Origin of the sequence: Jeotgalibacillus malaysiensis (genome assembly GCF_044789845.1) — a bacterium.
In the GTDB taxonomy this organism is placed as follows: Bacteria; Bacillota; Bacilli; order Bacillales; family Jeotgalibacillaceae; genus Jeotgalibacillus; species Jeotgalibacillus malaysiensis_A.
Map to the genome: position 1 here is coordinate 1,448,545 of NZ_CP085252.1, position 19,168 is coordinate 1,467,712.

Sequence of the window (19,168 nt, forward strand, 5' to 3'; positions counted from 1 at the left end):
ATTATGGGACAAACCAATAAAAAATTCAGCAAACCTGAGAATTATAATAATCGTGAACTCAGCTGGCTGGCATTTAATCAGAGAGTGCTTGAAGAGTCATTTGATATGACAAACCCGTTGCTTGAACGTCTTAGATTTCTCGCGATCTTCAGTTCAAATCTTGATGAATTTTATATGGTTCGTGTGGCTGGTCTAAAGGATCAGGTGAAAGCAAACTTTACTAAGCCTGAAAATAAAGCGGGACTTACTCCAAAGCAGCAGCTGAGTGCGATTTCAGAGAAAACACATCACCTTGTTAAACTCCAGTACCAAACGTTTTCCACACTTGAAAAGGAATTAAAAAAAGAAGATATTTTAATTAAGTCAGTCAATGACCTGTCTTCCAAACAGCAGTCGTTCACCGAGCATTTCTTCAAAGAGCAGGTGTTTCCTGTACTCACGCCACTCGCAGTGGATGCTTACCGGCCATTTCCGATTTTATTAAATAAAACTCTGAATATCATTGTTGAATTATCGTGTAAACAACAGGATAAAAAGGTAGCGATTGTTCAGGTACCCTCTGTCCTTCCGCGCTTTATCAGGCTGCCTTCAATCACCGGCTATGAATTTATCATGCTTGAAGATATGATCAAACACTTTATAGACAGATTATTTGTCGGCTATAGCGTGACTTCCAGTCTGCTTTTCAGAATTACACGAAATGCTGATTTAACCATCCATGAAGAAGGGGCCCGTGACCTTCTGCTTGAAATTGAGAAAGAACTGAAAAAGAGAAAATGGGGGGCAGCTATCAGACTTGAAATTGACCATGAGCATGCTCCGCAAAAACTTCTTTCAATATTGACTGAAGAACTCGAAATCGAAGAAATAGATGTCTACTCAATCCGGGGACCACTCGATTTAACGTGTTTATTTGATTTTATCAAAACGTGTTCAAAAGATAAGGATGATCTGATTTTTGAATCGTTCATTCCCCAGCCCCCGGGCGACCTTCAGCCTGCTGAGAATATTTTTGACAAAGCACTGAAAAGAGATCTGTTTTTTCATCATCCATATGAATCCTTTAATCCGATTGTCGATTTTATAGATGAAGCTGCTGAGGATCCTGACGTACTTGCTATTAAACAGACGCTCTATCGTGTAAGTGGCGGTTCACCTATTATCAATGCATTAAAAAAGGCTGCTGAAAATGGTAAACAGGTGACGGTCCTTGTTGAATTAAAAGCGAGATTCGATGAAGAAAACAATGTTCAATGGGCAAAGGAGCTTGAAAAAGCAGGCTGTCACGTCATTTATGGCATGACTTTTTTGAAAACCCACAGCAAGATTACATTGATTGTCCGCAAAAAAGATCAGAAAATTGAACGGTTTGTACACCTTGGAACCGGTAATTATAATGATCAGACAGCGAAAATCTATACAGACATGAGTATTATCACGACGAAAAGAAAATTTGGTACAGATGCGACGAATTTCTTCAATTATTTGAGCGGGTATACAGAAAAACCATCCTATCATCATTTAATTGTAGCGCCATTTTCAATACGTGATGCATTTATTGAAATGATTGATAAGGAAATAGCATTTCATAAAAAACATAAAAATGGGCATATTATTGCAAAGATGAATTCGCTTACTGATAAGCCACTTATAATGAAATTTTACGAAGCATCTGCTGCCGGTGTAAAAGTTGAATTGATTATCCGGGGGATCTGCTGTCTAAAGCCCGGTATTCAAGGAGTAAGCGAGCATATTTCAGTCAGAAGTATTGTTGGCAGATTCCTTGAGCATAGCAGAATTTATTATTTTCATCATAATGGTGAGGAAAAATGTCTTCTATCTTCAGCGGACATGATGACCAGAAATATGGATAAGCGGGTTGAACTGCTGTTTCCGATTACAGAGCAGATCCATAAAACCAGAATTAAGAAAATATTGGACCTTCAGCTCTCAGATAATATGAAAGCCAGGGTTCAGGATCAAAACGGTGTTTATTCATATGTTGATAAAGGCGACAGCTGTGAGATTCATGCACAGAAAATATGTCTGGAGGAGGCATATAGAATCAGTGAAGGGGAAGAATGATGAGCAAATATAACCACTCAACTGATTCTAAAGTTTCATAAACTGATTGACTTTGAAAATGAAATTTGGAATGATTAGAGCAGTACGTCTATCGGAAGGATGGAATCATGGAAACCCCACACACACAGTCAATTGATGATCAAAAAGATTTTCAAACTCAAATGTTTGATATGCTCTCAGTTATTATTACAAAACACATTGCAGATGCAGTTTTCATTATGGAAGAGGTCGGAGAAGAATTTATTTATAAATATGCGAACCTGTCTGCCCTTCGTATCGTTGATAAAAAAAATGATCAGATTATTGGAAAAAGTCTTCAGGAGGTAATGGGAAGAATCAGCTCAAAGCTGATCGAGTTATACAGACATGCAAAAAAGAGCAATAAAGATTTTCGTTATCGTGACCTGATCCATATAGAAGGTCAAACAGTTTATTATGAGACCAATCTGACTACCTTGTCAGATGATCAGAGTCATCGCCATTATATTGTAGCGGTTGTCCGTGATGTAACGGATGAAGAAAACGAGAAGATGAAGCTTAGGAATCTGCATGAGCACTATCAATCAATCGTTCAGCATAACCTGGATGCTGTTTTGACGTTGTCAGAAAATGGTATCATCACTTCCGTCAACCAGGCTGCAGTCAGAACATTTGCTACAGAGGCTGACCGTCTGGTAAATCAGCCCGTTTCAGCTTTGTTCTCAGTTGGAACAGCATTTAATGCAGTGAATTGTATTCAAAAAGCAGTAACAAACGGACCGCATGAACTTCATTTTATTCCTGCTTCAACTGCAGAAGGCACTGCAATCGTCGTACACGCAAAGTTTGTTCCTATTATCGTTCAGGGACATGCCAGAGGCGTATTTATGATCATCCGAGATGCAACCTGTGAGCAGGAAACAAAAGAAAAAATGGATTTTCTCTATCTTCACGACAGGCTGACCGGATTATATAACCGGCAGGCATTCAGCACGCATATCGATGAACTATCAGAGCTGACTGGAGATACTCATTCTATCTTATGTCTGGATCTGGATAACTTTAAGAAACTGAATAATACGCTCGGATTTAACGCCGGAGATGAACTGCTGAAAAAAGTAGCGGGCAGATTAAGGACGTTACTTGCTGAAAAGGATTCATTATACAGGCTTAACGCGGATGAATTTGTTTTTCTTCTGCATCACACAACGCAGGTTCAATCCAAACACTTTGCTGACCAAGTGCTGAGCTTATTCCAGGAGCCGTTTAATATTAACAGCCAGGAGTACTTTGTCACAGCAAGCATCGGGATCAGTGTATTCCCTGCAGATGGCATACATAGCGAAGTACTGATCAATCGGGCGGCACAGGCTTTACAGGCGGTGAAGAAAGCGGGCGGACCAGCTGTAGGCTTTTACCATAATGAAATGACACCGGCTTTTCCTGACCGGATGATCATGGAAACACATCTCAGAAGAGCGATCGAACTGAATGAACTGTCTCTTCATTATCAGCCACAGGTAGATCTGCAAAATGGAGAAATATCAAGTGTTGAAGCACTTCTTAGATGGAATAACAGAAAGTTTGGAGCAGTCCCTCCTTCAGAATTTATTCCTATGGCAGAAGAAAACGGTTTAATTCATACAATCGGAGCCTGGGTAATTGAGCAGGCGTGCCTTCAGCTTCAGTCATGGGGCTTACAGGGAATCAACCATATACGTATTGCTGTTAATATATCTCCAAAGCAATTTGCACAGACTGATTTTGATCAGATCATTATGAATGCACTGAATAAATATCATATTGATGCAAGCCTGCTTGAAATTGAAATTACTGAAAGTGCAATGAGTAATATGAATACAACTTTAGTGATGCTGAAAAAACTGAAGAAAGTTGGTGTCAAAATATCGGTCGACGATTTTGGTACCGGTTATTCATCTTTAAATTATCTCAGGCTTTTTCCGATAGACATTTTAAAAATTGATCAGTCATTCGTTCGGGAAATCCAATCTGAATGTAAGGATGCAGCAATTACAAAAACCATCATTCATCTTGCACACAGCCTGGGTCTTGAAGTTGTCGCAGAGGGAGTGGAGGAAATGGCACAAGTATCATTCTTAAGAAAAGAACACTGTCAGAAGGGACAGGGATACTTTTTCAGTAAGCCGCTGCCTTCAGCGGAAATGGAAAAGAAGCTGCTTGATATCGGATAAAAGATAGATTGACATTTTTCTTTTAGTAGTTTACTGTAAAGCTGTTGTGCAGAATTTAAGTATTTTACTAAAGGAGCTTTTTCAATTGAAAAAAGGGCTGACACTTAATATCCTTCGTATTCCGGTAAACCCAGGTGTGATTACAGTATATATTGAAGGTTTTAATGAAGAAAAATCAAAGGGCACGGTTTATGCGGAACTGAACAAAGAACATGTATCTGCAACTGGCTTTAATAAGAAAAAAACAATTGTACGTGCGATTGCAAAGCTGCACCATAAGAATACAATTCATCAGGATCATCATCAGTAAACTGATTTAGCCTCACGGGCTGGATCAGTTTTTTATTTTCTCCGCTTTCTGAAGAATAAATTGAATATAGGAGGAACAGATAGTATAATGAATGAATAATCATTCATTATATTCAGGAGGGGTTCAGATGGGAAAAGTTTATATTGTAACCGGTGGTTCAAACGGAATGGGGAAGTATATGGCCAAGAGGCTTGCGGGTGATGGACACTCTGTATTAATTACGGGAAGAGATGAAGAAAAGCTGAAAGCAGTAAAAGAAGAGATCGGATCTGACGTACAGTATTTCCAAATGGACGTACGTGAACCTGAAATGGCAGAGAAAATGGTGGAAGCTGCAGTTCATCATTTCGGTACTGTGGATGGTCTCATTAATAATGCTGCCGGAAACTTCATTTGTCCGGTTGAGAAGATGTCTGCCAATGCATGGAGATCAGTGATTGATATCGTGTTAAACGGTACATTCAATTGTACAAAAGCAGTAGGGGATTATTGGATCAAGCATCAGATTAAAGGAGTAATCATTAACATGGTAGCTACCTATGCATGGAATGCAGGTGCAGGTGTTGCGCATTCAGCGGCTGCAAAGGCAGGGGTATTGTCGCTGACAAGAACGATTGCTGTTGAATGGGGGCATAAATACGGCATCAGAGCTAATGCTATTGCCCCGGGTCCGATTGAAAGAACAGGCGGAGCAGAAAAACTGTTTCAGTCTGAAGAAGCCGCACAGAGAACTTTGCAAAGCGTTCCTCTGAAAAGACTCGGAAAGCCGGAGGAAATTGCAGGACTTGCCGCATTTATGCTGTCAGATGACGCTGCCTATATGAACGGTGAATGTGTCACGCTAGATGGTGGACAGTGGCTGAACGCTTTTCCTTTTTAGTTTTTAATTATGTGAGATCATTGTTGTTCCTGCACAGCTGTTGATTCTCGCTGCAGGGGGCGGCACGCAAGAAGGGACGTGTGAGACCATGGCAAAGCCTGCGGGCTCACCCCCCGGCACGGAAAGCGTCCTAATGAAGCGGAAATTGACAGCCAGCTTTAACAAAGTCAAATTTTGAACTTAATACATATAGTGAAGGTATAATTTTATGCGAATCGACCACCTTATAACTAAAGACTAAAGGTGGCGATCGCTTGGTTACAATAATCATCGTTTCAGTGATTGTTTTAATTTGTATGATCGGACTTGCAGGTACACTGCAGGCAGGAGGTAAAAAAAGTGAACGTGATGAGGTTTCTGACGAGGTGCAGAAGCATCCTGTTCTCTTTAACCCGGTTATTATTATTTACAGCCTTGCAGGGATCGCTGGAGTCGGGATTATTTTATATTATATGATGTAAAAAAACCGGCACCATCGCCGGTTTAATCACATGAAATATTCAACTTTTCAGCCAGTGCTTCCAGGTTGTAGCCTCTGACAACATCCTGGTCATTTATTAAAACCGTTGGGGTCGAATAGGACTCCAGCGTTTTAATCATGTACTCCTGAGAAGACGGGTCTTCTTTAATATTTATCTCATTAAATTGAATATCGTTTGCTTTAAAAAAACGTTTTACAATTTCACATGGAGGGCACTGAGGCTGAGTGTACAAAGTTACCTTTTGCACGACGCTCACATCCTTTTAACGTATCTCTACATATAGTTTCCCGTAAATACCATGCTGTGTCAAAGAATTTGCAGTTTGAATGAACTGATCCTGAATTTGCGCTGTTATGAGTTGGAGATGTGTGTTATAGTATTCCTTGTTTTGTTAGAGCCGAATAAGGGAATGATGATGGAGATTTCATCAAAATTAATTCTTTATCATCTGTTACTCCTAATCAAATGTTATAATGAAATGATCAACAAACAGAAGGGAGAATACCACATGTCTCAACTAATGGGTATTATTCAAAGACTTAAAACATTGCAGGAACAGGATCAGTCAGGTGAAGTTCCTTCCCGCTTTTTCGAATTGAACGGCAAAAGAGTGTGTCAGGTTAAGTATTTTGGCACAAATGATACGTTCGAGCTTGAAGTGTATGATAAAGATCAAAAGCCGCAAAAATATCCTTTCGACAACATTGATATGACTGCAATTGAAATTTATGAATTACTTCAGGAAGAAAACAATAACCAGGCATAATGAAGAAACCGGGCTAACCGGTTTTTTTAATGGATTTTTTTAGATAATCCTCGACCTGAATAGTGGGGTCAGAAAGAGATTATGTTATGATATGTAAAGAGAGATTTTGTAAAAGGGGTTTAACTGATGTTAACTACAGAACATAAAGAATTCTTAGAGACGCCAATCAGTCAATATATTATACCATCTGAAAAAATAGCACACGTGCAGGAAATGAATACAGCTGAGCATGCTTTGCTGGTGCTGACTAAAAGTGGTTATTCATCCATTCCAGTACTGGATGCAACGTATCACCTGAAAGGTCTCATCAGCGTTCAGATGATCACAGACTCTATGCTCGGTCTTGAAGAAATTGAGTTTAGCAGATTAAATGAAAAGAAAGTAAAAGATGTGATGCTTTCAGACATCCCATCACTAAAAAAACAGGATCAATTCCAGTTTGCACTCAACCTCCTCGTAGACCATCCGTTTGTGTGTGTTATGAGTCCTGAAGGATATTTTGAAGGGCTGCTGACAAGAAGAGTGATGTTAAAACAGCTGCAACGTCATATCCATAAACAAATTCAGCGTTCGTAACGTCAAGGGAGTTTATCGATGTCGAATTCAGAACATGAGCACCGCGGATTAAAATACCGTCCATTTATATTGGCAGCTGTTATGCTGGCTATGTTTGTTGGGGCAATTGAAGCAACAATTGTTTCTACAGCAATGCCTGCCATTACAGCTGATTTGGGAGGATTCCAGCTATATAGCTGGGTTTTTTCATCTTATCTGTTAATGAGTACAGTGACTGTCCTTTTATATGGAAAACTCTCAGATATCTTCGGCAGAAAGCCAGTACTTACATTGGGCATGTCATTGTTTTTGATCGGTTCAATCCTGTGCGGTTTTGCTGAATCAATGGAATGGCTGATTGTATTCCGTTTTATTCAGGGACTTGGGGCAGGGGCGGTTATGCCGATTGCATCCACAATTGTAGGCGATATCTATTCAAAAGAAGAGCGTGCAAAGATCCAGGGGTATCTCTCGAGTGTATGGGGGATTTCAGCTGTTATGGGTCCTGCGATTGGGGGTCTTCTTGTTGAGACAATCGGCTGGCAGTATGTATTCTGGATCAATGTGCCGCTTGGAATCCTGTCTTTAACAGTGTTATGGTTGTTTTTAAAAGAGAATGTTGAAAAGAATACGTCACCAATTGATTACAAAGGTGCTGTCCTTTTATCAGCTGGACTGACAATTCTTTTATATTTATTAGTGGAAGGCGGTATATCCATCCCGTGGCTTTCACCAACTGCCCTTATCATGGTAGCTGTATCTGCAGTGGTTATTGTGCTGTTTGTCAGACATGAATTAGCAGCTCCTGATCCGATGATGCCATTTTCTATCTGGAGGAACCGCGCAATTTTTATTGCAAATATTGTATCACTGACGACCGGCGTGCTGCTGATCGGTATCTCCAGTTATCTGCCTGCATTTGTGACAGGCGTAATGGGAGAAAGTGCAACAATTGCCGGCTTTACACTGACCGCGATGTCAGTCGGATGGCCGATTGCAGCAACAGTAGCAGGAAGGCTGCTGATTAAAATAGGTTATTACCGGACAAGTCTGATTGGCGGGGTTTCCTTAATTATCGGTTCACTCCTGTTTGTATTGATGGAGCCCGAATATGGACCGCTCTGGCCAACCGTTTCATCATTTTTTGTAGGGGTGGGAATGGGACTGACAACCACTTCATTTATCGTATCCATTCAGAGTTCTGTTCCGTGGAAGCTTCGCGGTGCAGCAACTGCAGCGAATATGTTTATGAGAAACCTCGGAAGCACTGTTGGAGTCGCACTGCTTGGCGGGATTTTAAATTCCTCAATCAGGTCTTCATTTGAAAACAATGAGAATCCGGAAGTTCAGTCTCTCGGAGTAGATGCGGTGAACCGGCTGCTTGAAGCCGAGCAGAGAAGTCAGATTGAACCAGGTGTATTAGAGCAGCTTCAAATCGCAATGACTGACGGATTAAATATCGTTTATTTTATAGTGTTTGCCTTTGCTGTGATCAGCCTGTTACTTATACTGTTTTTACCTCGAAATGAATAGGATGTATGTGTGATGAATCATTCTGATTACCGTATGCTCGATGTACTTGCCGAAGAAATGAATATGAGAAAAGCTGCTGAAAGACTATTCGTATCACAGCCTGCATTGTCTCAGCGGCTGCAGACACTTGAAAAAGAATGGCAGAAACCATTATTTATCCGGTCTAAAAAAGGTTTAACGCTTACTCCTGCAGGAGAAATGATTGTTGGAATGGCAAGAGAGATCATGAAAAAAGAAGAAGCAGTAAAAGAACAGATCCTTGCCATGGACTCAAAAGTGTATGGAACCCTTAAGATTGCGTGTGCATCAATAGTAGGGCAAAACTGGCTGCCTAAAGTATTGAAGGATTTTGTTGAAACAAACCCCCATGCTAGAATCTCACTGATGACCGGCTGGAGCAGTGAAATTCTTCAGGCTGTTTATAACGGGGAAGTTCACGTTGGCATTATCCGCGGAACACCTGACTGGAAAGGTCCGAAAATGCACCTGTTTCAGGATCAGTTATATCTTGTGGATAAAGAAATTAAAAGGGTGGAAGACCTGCACTTAACAGATAGACCATTTATCCAATTTAAAAGTGATTCTACGTATTATCAGGAAATTCAGGAGTGGTGGAGCAGACAATTTCAAATCTCCCCACGTCAGAATATCCTTGTTGATCAGATCGAAACATGTAAGCAGATGGCACTTAACGGGATAGGTTATGCAATTCTCCCATCAATTACACTGACCGGTCAGGAAAGCGTCTATTGCACACCGCTTCATACTGAGGAGCAGACACTAAAAAGAGATACCTGGCTGATCGGTTACCAGTCAGCCTTTGAACTTCCACAGGTAGAGGCCTTTATAGAATCTGTCCAAAAGCATTTGGATTAAGCTTCATGAATTAAATAAAATTTTCTAATATTGATCACTTGTGTTGTGGTACGGTGATCTGATAAAGTAAAAGGCAGTTGTATATTGATACAAAAGATTGAGAGGAGAATTCAGATGAATACAATGGATGCAAATGAAATTATTTCCTATATACAGAACGCGAAAAAATCGACGCCTGTAAAAGTTTATGTAAAAGGTGCTGATCTGCACAAAATCAACTTCGGAGACGGTTCTCAAACATTTCTATCTGAAGGGTCAGGTGTAGTATTCGGTGAGTGGGCTGACATCCAGCCGGCACTTGAAAAGCACACGGATCAGATTTGGGATTATGTCGTTGAAAACGACCGCAGAAACTCTGCTATTCCAATGCTTGATATGAAGAATATTAAAGCACGGATTGAGCCTGGTGCCATTATCCGAGACCAAGTTGAAATCGGTGATAATGCTGTCATCATGATGGGTGCCTCAATCAATATCGGTTCAGTTGTCGGATCAGGTACAATGATTGATATGAACGTAGTTTTAGGCGGACGCGCAACAGTCGGTAAGAACTGTCACATCGGTGCAGGAGCAGTACTTGCAGGCGTAATTGAGCCACCTTCAGCAAAACCTGTCATTGTAGAAGATGATGTAGTAATCGGTGCAAACGCAGTCGTACTAGAAGGCGTAACAGTCGGTAAAGGAGCAGTTGTTGCTGCAGGCGCAATTGTCATTGAAGACGTAGAACCTTACACAGTGGTTGCAGGAACACCTGCAAAAGTACTGAAGAAAATCGACGAAAAAACAAAATCAAAAACAGAAATCAAGCAGGAACTTCGTCAGCTGTAATAGCTGTTTTAAAAAAACGCAGATGACATTCTGCGTTTTTTTTATGAATAAACTTTGTTGAAGATCATCTCGTTTCTGCACAGCTGGTGATTGGAGCATAATGGAGCGGCTCGCATGAAGGTGCGTGTGAGGTCTGGGCGAAGCCTGCGGACTCACCGCCCGGCCGAGGAAAGCGTCCCTCTCTCGCTCCAATTAACAGCCAACATTAATAAAGCTATAAATATAAACTATTGTTTGGAAGGTGTAATGAAATGGTTTCATTTATTCAGGTTCGCAGAGATCTACATAAAATACCGGAAGTCGGCTATCAGGAATTTAAAACCCAGCAGTATTTGCTTAGTTTTATTCACACCCTCCCGCAGGATGCTTTAACAATTAAAACCTGGGAGACAGGCATCTTTGTCTTAGTAAGAGGGAATGGTAAACACCCGAGAACGCTGGCATACAGAACAGATATTGATGGTTTACCAATTACTGAACAAACAGAACTTCCATTTGCATCGGAACACCCGGGGTTTATGCACGCCTGTGGTCATGATATTCATATGAGTGTAGCGCTAGGGGTTCTTTCAGCCTTGGCACATGAGCCTCTAAAAGACAACATGCTTTTCATATTCCAGCCTGCTGAAGAAGGTCCCGGCGGTGCAGAACGTATGCTTCATTCTGAAGAGATGAAAGCGTGGATGCCTGATGAGATTATTGGGCTTCATATCGCGCCTGAATATCAGGCAGGAGAAATCGCTGTTAAAAAAGGTCTCCTTTTTGCCAATACCTCTGAGCTGAAAATTATGTTGAAGGGTAAAGGTGGTCATGCAGCCTATCCGCATAAAACAAAAGATATGATCGTTGCAGGGGCGCACCTGATTACACAGCTGCAGTCTATCGTTGCAAGATCAATTGATCCGCTGAACAGTGCAGTACTAACAGTTGGTAAACTTGAGGCCGGGACTATCGGAAATATCATCGCTGAAACAGCCGAACTGAATGGCACAATGAGAAGCCTGGATCCTGAGGTTATGGAAACGCTCAAAACGAGAGTAAAAGCAGTTTGTGATGGGATTGCTTTAGCGTTTGATTGTGAGGTCAAGGCAGAGTTTAATCAGCCATATTATATGGTTTATAATGACCATCAGTTAACTGATGACTTCATGAAATTCGCCGGAAATTATCAGGGCATAGAGTGTATTGAATGTGAAAAGGCCATGACAGGAGAAGACTTCGGGTATTTTCTAAAAGAAATTCCAGGGTTTATGTTCTGGCTAGGGGTGGGGTCTGAATACGGACTTCATCATTCAAAGCTGAATCCGGATGAAAAAGCGATTGATCCTGCCATTGAATTTATTACTGATTATTTGAGAAGTAAGTGATACATTTATTGATAAATTATAGAAATGAATGTTAACTTTTTAAATGAATCAAACATAGTGAAGCTTCGATCCAAATGGAAACTCCGGGACAAATAAAAGAAAGCTGAGACCCGCGCAACGCGAAGCTTGAGGAGGCTCAGCAACCTCCGTCCGAAAAGTGTCCGCCTGAAGCGCAGCGAAACGATAAAGAGCCTGGAAAACCCAGGCTCTTTAAATTATGCCTCTTTCTGCACGTACACCTGATGAGGAAACGGAATCTCAATACCGTTACGATCAAGTGCTTCCTTCATTTCTTTTCTAAGTTCTCTTTCAACAGCCCACTGTTCCATATTAGCAGTCTGGCCGATTACGCGGATCACTACATCTGAAGACCCGAGCTCCTGTACGCCGACTACATTAGGACCATCAGTAATTGCACTATTAGAAGCAGCTACTTTATCACATACATCCTGCAGCACTTTGATAGCCTTGTCAATATCATCATCATATGAAATACCGATATCAATCATCGCACGCATATTTCCGCGTGAGTGGTTACTCATACTTGTAATTTCACGGTTAGGAACAAAGTGTAGTGTTCCGTCAAAGCCTCTGATCTTTGTTTGCCTTAAGCCAACCTCTTCACAAATACCTGAGAATTCACCGGTTGTAATATAATCCCCTACATCAATCTGCTTCTCAAGCAATATAAAGAACCCTGTAACTACGTCGCTCACAAGGCCCTGTGCCCCAAAACCGATTGCAAGCCCAATTATACCGGCACCGGCGATCAATGCGGTTACATCAATATTTACAAGCTGCAGAATTGTAACGATTAAAATAAAGAGTAGTGCATAGCCAAAAACGTTTTTGGTTAAGCTTTCTAATGTGCGGGCTCTGCCAACGGAGATATTTTCCCTGTTTTCATATTTTGCGAAAACACCTGAAAGCACTCTATTGCCGATCGCTCTAACAATTAAATATACAATCAGTATTCCGATAATTTTCAGAGCTACAATGCCAATGTCAATCAATAGGGCGCCCCATGCATAATCAGCAAGCCTAGCGCCAAGTGCGTTTAAATTCAACAACTGATTCAATGACTTTCATCCTTTCTACTGTGCAATCTATCGTCCTACTATACCCTTATAACAAACAGGAAAACGTATATCAAGGAATCGATAGGGATTTTTAAGTTTATTTGTATTTATTCTTGATAAAATTGACTATTTAAATTCAGTATATTATGATGGGAATCGTGAGTTTAACCGGAAAGAGAATTTTCATTTTCCGGTGTACATTTTTATCTGGAGGGATTTTTGATGGCAGAACGTATGGTAGGCAGGCAGGCGCCACGCTTTGAAATGGACGCAGTCCTTGCTAATAAAGAATTTGGAAAAGTAAGCCTTGAACAAAACATGAAAGAAGATAAATGGACCGTATTATTCTTCTATCCAATGGACTTCACTTTTGTATGTCCAACTGAAATCACTGCAATGTCAGATCGATACGATGAATTCGAAGACCTTGATGCTGAAGTAATTGGGGTTTCTACTGATACAATTCACACTCATCTTGCATGGATTAATACAGAGCGCAAAGACAATGGTCTTGGCGATCTGAACTATCCCCTTGCAGCTGATACAAATCATCAGGTATCACGCGAATACGGCGTACTGATTGAAGATGAAGGTGTTGCACTTCGCGGACTTTACATCATCAGCCCTGAAGGCGAGCTAATGTATCAGACAGTGTTCCACAACAATATTGGCCGTGATGTAGACGAAACACTTCGTGTACTTCAGGCACTTCAGACTGGTGGACTTTGCCCTGCTAATTGGAAGCCAGGTCAAAAAACACTCTAATACAATTGAATGATGAAAGATCAGCCTGCGGGCTGATCTTTTTTTGATGGCAAACCTATAAGCTGGTGAATAGTGAGAAATGAGAAAAAATTCAAATAAAGGTGGAAAAATATTTCGAAAACCGATATATTTAAGAGGTGTCTATTTATATAGAAGGAATTTGAAAAGGAGGGATAAGCGATGGATGTATTTAAAAAATTGAAAGAATTTTACTGGCCTCATAAACGTCACTTTATACTATCGATTATTTTCTTATTTGTGATGACGCTGATTACAATTGTTTATCCGATCATTTTGCAGATTACTATTGATGATGTAGTGGGAGAAGGCAGGTATAACCTGATACCTTATCTGGCATTTGGCTTTATCGGCATCATGGCTGTGAAAGGGATCGCTACGTTTATATCCCAGTATAACGGTGACTTGTTCGGTATTATTGCAGTCTATGACCTGCGCGAAAGGCTGTATGATAAGCTGCAAAGCCTGCCGTTTCAGTATTATGATAATGCAAAAACCGGTGATATCATGTCCAGATTGACTGCGGATGTGGAAGGGTTTCGTTTCTTCTTATCATTTGGGTTCGCAGAATTAATCAGACTGATCCTGCTACTTATTGTTACGACAGGGGTTATGCTTTATTATTCTGTTCCGCTTACTATCGTAACGATGCTGTCTATACCATTTCTGGCAATCGCAGTATATAAGTTTGATAAAAAGGTACACCCTGCTTTTCGTGGTGTAAGAAAGTCTTTTGGTAAGCTGAATACGAATGTGCAGGAAAATATCAGTGGGATTAACACAGTAAAGTCTTTATCAAGAGAAGAGCATCAGATTGATAAATTCAACAGCTCAAATCAGGATTATAAAGAAAAATACTTATTTACATCAGATGTATGGGCGAAGTACTTCCCGCTGATGGAATTTCTGGGGAACATTAGTGTTGTCATGCTACTCGGCTACGGGGGCTACCTTGTTGTTAACGGAAATTTGACTGCCGGGGAACTGACGGCCTTTTACAGTCTGGTGGGCTTTATTATCTGGCCGATTATGAACCTTGGATTTACCATTAATCAATTCTCACAGTCAAAAGCTTCAGGTGAACGATTACTTGAAATTCTTGAAGCAGAAGAAACGATTCATGAAAAGCCAGATGCAATCGAACTTACTCGTTCTTCAGGAGAAGTGGAGTTTAAAAATGTTTCATTAAACTACACTGCTGATGATGAGAAAGCCATTAACAATGTATCTTTTAAAGTGAACAGTGGAAAAACAGTCGGTCTGATCGGTGCAACAGGGTCAGGAAAAACGAGTGTTACCCAGCTGATGACCAGATTTTATGAACCAACAGAGGGTTCTGTCTTAATTGATGGCAAAGAGGTAAGTGACTACACAATCAGATCTCTTCGTAAGAATGTGGGATTTGTTCTTCAGGAGTCTTTCCTGTTTTCATCAACGATTAAAGCCAATATTGCTTTCGGAAGACCTGAAGCAACAATGGATGAGATTATTGATGCAGCGAAGAAAGCTGAAGCACATGATTTTATTATGGAGATGCCCGATGGCTACGATACGATGCTTGGAGAAAGAGGGCTTGGATTATCAGGAGGTCAGAAGCAGCGTATTGCCATTGCGCGCGCGATCTGTCTGGACCCAAGTATTTTAATTCTTGATGATGCGACAAGTGCTGTAGATATGCAGACAGAGTTCAAAATTCAAAAAGCATTGAAGGAAGTCATGAAGGGGCGAACAACATTTATTATTGCCCACCGGATTTCTTCTTTAAAACATGCAGATGAAATCTTTGTGTTTGATAACGGCGAAATCACTCACCGGGGCACACATGACGAACTCATTCATCTCGAAGGGCAATACAAGAGAATTTACGATATTCAATACAAGGATCAAAAATCACTTTCTGCAACGGGAACGAGGTGAAAAAATGAGTAGTGAGCAACGAATACAAAACAGATATAAATATTCTACAGATCAGGTGATTGAAAAACCGTTTAACTGGCTGCAGCTCTGGAGGCTGTTCAGGTACTTAAAGCCTTATTCAAAAAAACTCCTTCCATTATCTATTATCATGGTACTGGTTACAACAGCAGTCAGATTGGTTATCCCAATCCTGATCGGTATGTATGTCATTGATGAAGCAATTGCCGGAAGGGATGGCAACCTGCTGATGCAGCTTGTGGGGGTAATCGCAGGATTATATATCATCAATTACATTGCTAACATCTTCAGAATTAAATGGATGAATATTCTGGGTCAAAGTGTAATTTATGATTTGCGTAAACATTTATTTACGCACGTACAGTGGCTCAGTAACCGCTTTTTCGATCAAAGATCAGCCGGTTCAATCCTTGTACGGATCATGAATGATATCAATTCACTGCAGGAATTGTTTACAAATGGTGTTATTAATCTGCTGATGGATATTCTCATGCTAATTGGTATTTTTATTGTATTATTTACGATAAGCCCTGAGCTAGCGATGGCGGTTATGATTGTGCTGCCTGCAATGTTCTTTATCTCAACGAAGCTTCGTAAAAAAATCAGAAGATCATGGCAGACGGTGCGATTAAAACAGTCGAAGCTGAACTCTCATTTAAATGAAAGTCTTCAGGGGATGAGAATTACACAGTCATTTACACAGGAAAGAGAGAATGCACAGTATTTTGAAGGGGTAAATAATGAAACCTTCGAAAGCTGGAGAGATGCAACAAAGAAAAATGCGACATTCAGACCGCTCGTTGAAATGACGAATGCAGTCGGTTCAGCCATTCTGATCTGGTACGGTGCATCACTCATACAGAGTGGAAGCCTTCAGATTGGTGAGTTCGTTACATTCGCATTTTTAATCGGTATGTTCTGGGAGCCGATTTCAAGACTTGGTATGGTGTATAACCAGCTGCTGATGGGGATGGCTTCATCTGAAAGAATTTTTGAATTCCTGGATGAACAGCCGAATGTAGCGGAAAAGAAAAATCCGGTTGAGCTGGACGAAATTAAAGGTGATGTTCAGTTTAATCAGGTTGATTTTGCCTATTCAGGAGACAGAAAAGCGCTTAATGGCATTAACCTTGATATTAAAGCTGGTGAAACCATTGCGCTTGTTGGGCACACAGGGTCAGGAAAAACGACAATTGCCAATATGGTTACACGTTTTTATGATCCAACTGCTGGTTCAATTAAAATGGATGGACATGACCTGCGGGATGTCTCCCTAAGAAGTCTTCGTTCACAGATCTCAATTGTTCTTCAGGATACATTTATTTTTTCTGGGACAATAAAGGATAATATCCGCTTTGGATTCCCGCATGCAACAGATGAGCAGCTGATTGATGCAGCAAAGGCGGTTGGTGCACATAATTTTATTCAAAAGCTGCCAAAAGGTTATGACACTGAAGTAGAAGAAAGAGGCAATATTCTCTCTGTCGGCGAACGACAGTTAATTTCCTTTGCAAGAGCATTACTTGCAGATCCGCGAATTATTATCTTAGATGAAGCAACAGCTTCGATTGATACGGAAACAGAGGTTGTCATTCAAAAAGCACTTGCAACATTATTAAAAGGAAGAACAGCAATTATTATTGCACACAGACTATCTACAATTCGTGATGCAGACAGAATTTACGTTCTCGACCATGGAAATCTGATGGAGAGCGGAAATCATGATGAGCTGATGAAGCATAAGGGTATTTATCAGGGACTTGTTCATTCTCAGTTTACAATGCAGCAGAATACAGGATGATGGAAAGCTGATCAGGCAAATGTCTGATCAGCTTTTTTGACTATAATTTGAACAACTTATTACGGTGATGTGAATCTTAAGCATTGAGAATTGAAATTAGTTAAGAAGGCAGATATACTAAATTTAAGTCTTTGTGAAGGATGTCACAAATTGTTCATGTTCAACATATCACATATACAGTTAATGTTGTAATAGGTTTGAGAAACAGTGGTATAGTAAATTTACTAGTATGAAGTTTTTTAGGAGGGGAATCATGTTGGAATTAGATGGCGTCACGCTCAGCAGGCTCTTAACAGCTACTACCCTTATATTCCATGTAATTTTTGCTACAATCGGTGTTGGAATTCCAGTAATGATTGCAATAGCAGAATTTATGGGATTAAAGAAAAAAGACCCTCATTATTTAATTCTTGCCAGACGGTGGGCAAGAGGGTTCACGATTACGGTGGCTGTTGGGGTTGTGACCGGTACGGCAATTGGTCTTCAGCTTTCATTATTGTGGCCAAGCTTTATGCAGGTTGCCGGTCAGATTATTGCGCTTCCTCTATTTATGGAAACATTCGCATTCTTCTTTGAAGCCATTTTCCTTGGTATTTATTTGTATACGTGGGACAGATTTAAAAACCGCTGGTTACACTGGCTGCTGAATATCCCGATTGTGATCGGGGCAACATTATCAGCATTCTTTATTACTACCGTAAACGCATTTATGAACACGCCTCAGGGATTTGATATCATTGATGGTGAAACGGTTAATATCAGCCCGCTGGCTGCAATGTTTAACCCGGCAACTCCTACAAAGGTATTTCACGTTGTTACATCAGCATATATGACATCAGCATTGATTCTGGCTGCTATAACTGCTTTTATCATCCTGATGAAAAAAGGAACAGATTATCATAAAAAAGCACTTAGACTTACGATGACTGCAGGACTGATCTTTGCAGTAGGAACTGCGCTTGCAGGAGACCTTTCTGCAAAGTTTCTTGCAAAAGAGCAGCCTGAAAAACTTGCTGCAGCAGAATGGCATTTTGAAACAGAGTCTAATGCAGACCTCATATTATTCGGGACCATAGATGAAAATAATGAAATCAGTAATGAAATCCGGATACCTGGTATGCTAAGCTTTCTGGCTGGTAATTCATTCGATACAGAGGTTGTCGGTCTGAATGAATTCCCCGAAGAAGAAAGACCACCGCTTTGGGTTCACTATATGTTCGATATGATGGTTGTTATCGGTATGTATTCGTTATTTATTGCGGGATTGTTTGTGATGTTTATGTTGATCAAACGGTTTAATGAATGGAATAAGCTGCTGCTGATGGGAATCGTGGCGAGTGGCCCACTTGCAATGATGGCAATTGAATTCGGCTGGATTTACGCTGAAGTCGGCAGACAGCCATGGATTTTACGGGGGATTATGACAGTGGATGAAGCTGCTACGACATCCGGAGCTGTAGGTATTGCATTTGGTATGTTCCTCGCTCTGTATGCAGTCCTCGGGTTCTTCTGTGTTAAAGTCTTACTGAGAATGTTTAAGAACAGACCGCCTGAGGCAGAGCTTGAAAAACGCTTCCCTGGAGGCACACTGGACAGTTAATGTGAAGAGCATAAGCAGTGGGCGGGGAATTTTCCCCGTCTGCTGATCCATTTCTTATACTTAACTTAGAAATAAGCCAAAGGGAAGGAGTTACTT

At 40.7% G+C, this 19,168-nt stretch carries 17 protein-coding genes; 15 read left to right on the top strand and 2 right to left on the bottom strand.

Going from position 1 to position 19,168, the window contains the following annotated elements; all coding sequences use genetic code 11:
* Positions 1 to 3 precede the first annotated feature (3 nt).
* The 5 genes from LG330_RS07920 (at position 4) to LG330_RS07940 (ending at position 5,928) form a co-directional block, all read left to right on the top strand.
* Positions 4 to 2,085: an RNA degradosome polyphosphate kinase gene (locus LG330_RS07920; protein ID WP_404408868.1), complete on the top strand. Its 2,082-nt coding sequence runs from the start codon at positions 4 to 6 to the stop codon at positions 2,083 to 2,085.
* A 107-nt stretch (positions 2,086 to 2,192) separates the two neighbouring features.
* Positions 2,193 to 4,277 carry an EAL domain-containing protein gene (locus LG330_RS07925; RefSeq protein ID WP_404408869.1) on the top strand — a complete coding sequence of 695 codons (2,085 nt, stop codon included), beginning with the start codon at positions 2,193 to 2,195 and terminating at the stop codon, positions 4,275 to 4,277.
* Between the two features lie 85 nt (positions 4,278 to 4,362).
* The gene (locus LG330_RS07930) at positions 4,363 to 4,587 is read left to right on the top strand and encodes a hypothetical protein (protein ID WP_404408870.1); all 225 of its coding nucleotides are present in this window, start codon (positions 4,363 to 4,365) and stop codon (positions 4,585 to 4,587) included.
* A 127-nt stretch (positions 4,588 to 4,714) separates the two neighbouring features.
* On the top strand, positions 4,715 to 5,467 hold the full coding sequence (gene fadH, locus LG330_RS07935; protein WP_404408872.1) for a 2,4-dienoyl-CoA reductase: 753 nt from the start codon (positions 4,715 to 4,717) through the stop codon (positions 5,465 to 5,467).
* Positions 5,468 to 5,721: 254 nt separating this feature from the next.
* Positions 5,722 to 5,928, top strand: a complete 207-nt coding sequence (locus LG330_RS07940) for a hypothetical protein (RefSeq protein WP_404408873.1) — start codon at positions 5,722 to 5,724, stop codon at positions 5,926 to 5,928.
* Positions 5,929 to 5,950: 22 nt separating this feature from the next.
* Here LG330_RS07940 and LG330_RS07945 read toward each other — a convergent pair whose 3' ends face one another.
* Positions 5,951 to 6,196 carry a glutaredoxin family protein gene (locus LG330_RS07945; protein WP_404408874.1) on the bottom strand — a complete coding sequence of 82 codons (246 nt, stop codon included), beginning with the start codon at positions 6,194 to 6,196 and terminating at the stop codon, positions 5,951 to 5,953.
* Between the two features lie 261 nt (positions 6,197 to 6,457).
* Here LG330_RS07945 and LG330_RS07950 point away from each other — a divergent pair, with 261 nt between their 5' ends.
* The 6 genes from LG330_RS07950 to LG330_RS07975 all read left to right on the top strand — a co-directional run bounded on the left by LG330_RS07950 (position 6,458) and on the right by LG330_RS07975 (position 11,874).
* Positions 6,458 to 6,715 carry a YkuJ family protein gene (locus LG330_RS07950; RefSeq protein WP_039808582.1) on the top strand — a complete coding sequence of 86 codons (258 nt, stop codon included), beginning with the start codon at positions 6,458 to 6,460 and terminating at the stop codon, positions 6,713 to 6,715.
* A 126-nt stretch (positions 6,716 to 6,841) separates the two neighbouring features.
* Complete coding sequence (gene cbpB / locus LG330_RS07955; RefSeq protein WP_404408876.1) at positions 6,842 to 7,291, top strand: cyclic-di-AMP-binding protein CbpB; 450 nt, start codon at positions 6,842 to 6,844, stop codon at positions 7,289 to 7,291.
* Between the two features lie 18 nt (positions 7,292 to 7,309).
* Positions 7,310 to 8,803 (top strand): MDR family MFS transporter, encoded by a 1,494-nt coding sequence (locus LG330_RS07960; protein ID WP_404408878.1) that lies wholly within the window; start codon positions 7,310 to 7,312, stop codon positions 8,801 to 8,803.
* Positions 8,804 to 8,815: 12 nt separating this feature from the next.
* A complete protein-coding gene (locus LG330_RS07965) occupies positions 8,816 to 9,679 on the top strand; it encodes a LysR family transcriptional regulator (RefSeq protein ID WP_404408880.1) in 864 nt (287 codons plus the stop codon).
* A 114-nt stretch (positions 9,680 to 9,793) separates the two neighbouring features.
* Positions 9,794 to 10,507 carry a 2,3,4,5-tetrahydropyridine-2,6-dicarboxylate N-acetyltransferase gene (gene dapD / locus LG330_RS07970; RefSeq protein ID WP_404408881.1) on the top strand — a complete coding sequence of 238 codons (714 nt, stop codon included), beginning with the start codon at positions 9,794 to 9,796 and terminating at the stop codon, positions 10,505 to 10,507.
* A 251-nt stretch (positions 10,508 to 10,758) separates the two neighbouring features.
* Positions 10,759 to 11,874, top strand: coding sequence for an N-acetyldiaminopimelate deacetylase (locus tag LG330_RS07975; protein ID WP_404408883.1), 1,116 nt, complete (start codon positions 10,759 to 10,761; stop codon positions 11,872 to 11,874).
* Positions 11,875 to 12,089: 215 nt separating this feature from the next.
* On the opposite strand, the gene LG330_RS07980 is transcribed toward LG330_RS07975, so the two are convergent.
* A complete protein-coding gene (locus LG330_RS07980) occupies positions 12,090 to 12,944 on the bottom strand; it encodes a mechanosensitive ion channel family protein (protein ID WP_404409536.1) in 855 nt (284 codons plus the stop codon).
* Positions 12,945 to 13,175: 231 nt separating this feature from the next.
* Between LG330_RS07980 and LG330_RS07985 the strand changes: the two genes are divergently transcribed.
* The 4 genes from LG330_RS07985 (at position 13,176) to LG330_RS08000 (ending at position 19,072) form a co-directional block, all read left to right on the top strand.
* The gene (locus LG330_RS07985; RefSeq protein ID WP_404408884.1) at positions 13,176 to 13,718 is read left to right on the top strand and encodes a peroxiredoxin; all 543 of its coding nucleotides are present in this window, start codon (positions 13,176 to 13,178) and stop codon (positions 13,716 to 13,718) included.
* 180 nt (positions 13,719 to 13,898) lie between these two features.
* Positions 13,899 to 15,653 (top strand): ABC transporter ATP-binding protein, encoded by a 1,755-nt coding sequence (locus LG330_RS07990; protein WP_404408886.1) that lies wholly within the window; start codon positions 13,899 to 13,901, stop codon positions 15,651 to 15,653.
* 4 nt (positions 15,654 to 15,657) lie between these two features.
* Positions 15,658 to 17,472, top strand: coding sequence for an ABC transporter ATP-binding protein (locus tag LG330_RS07995; protein ID WP_404408888.1), 1,815 nt, complete (start codon positions 15,658 to 15,660; stop codon positions 17,470 to 17,472).
* A 253-nt stretch (positions 17,473 to 17,725) separates the two neighbouring features.
* Positions 17,726 to 19,072: a cytochrome ubiquinol oxidase subunit I gene (locus tag LG330_RS08000; RefSeq protein WP_404408889.1), complete on the top strand. Its 1,347-nt coding sequence runs from the start codon at positions 17,726 to 17,728 to the stop codon at positions 19,070 to 19,072.
* Positions 19,073 to 19,168 lie beyond the last annotated feature (96 nt).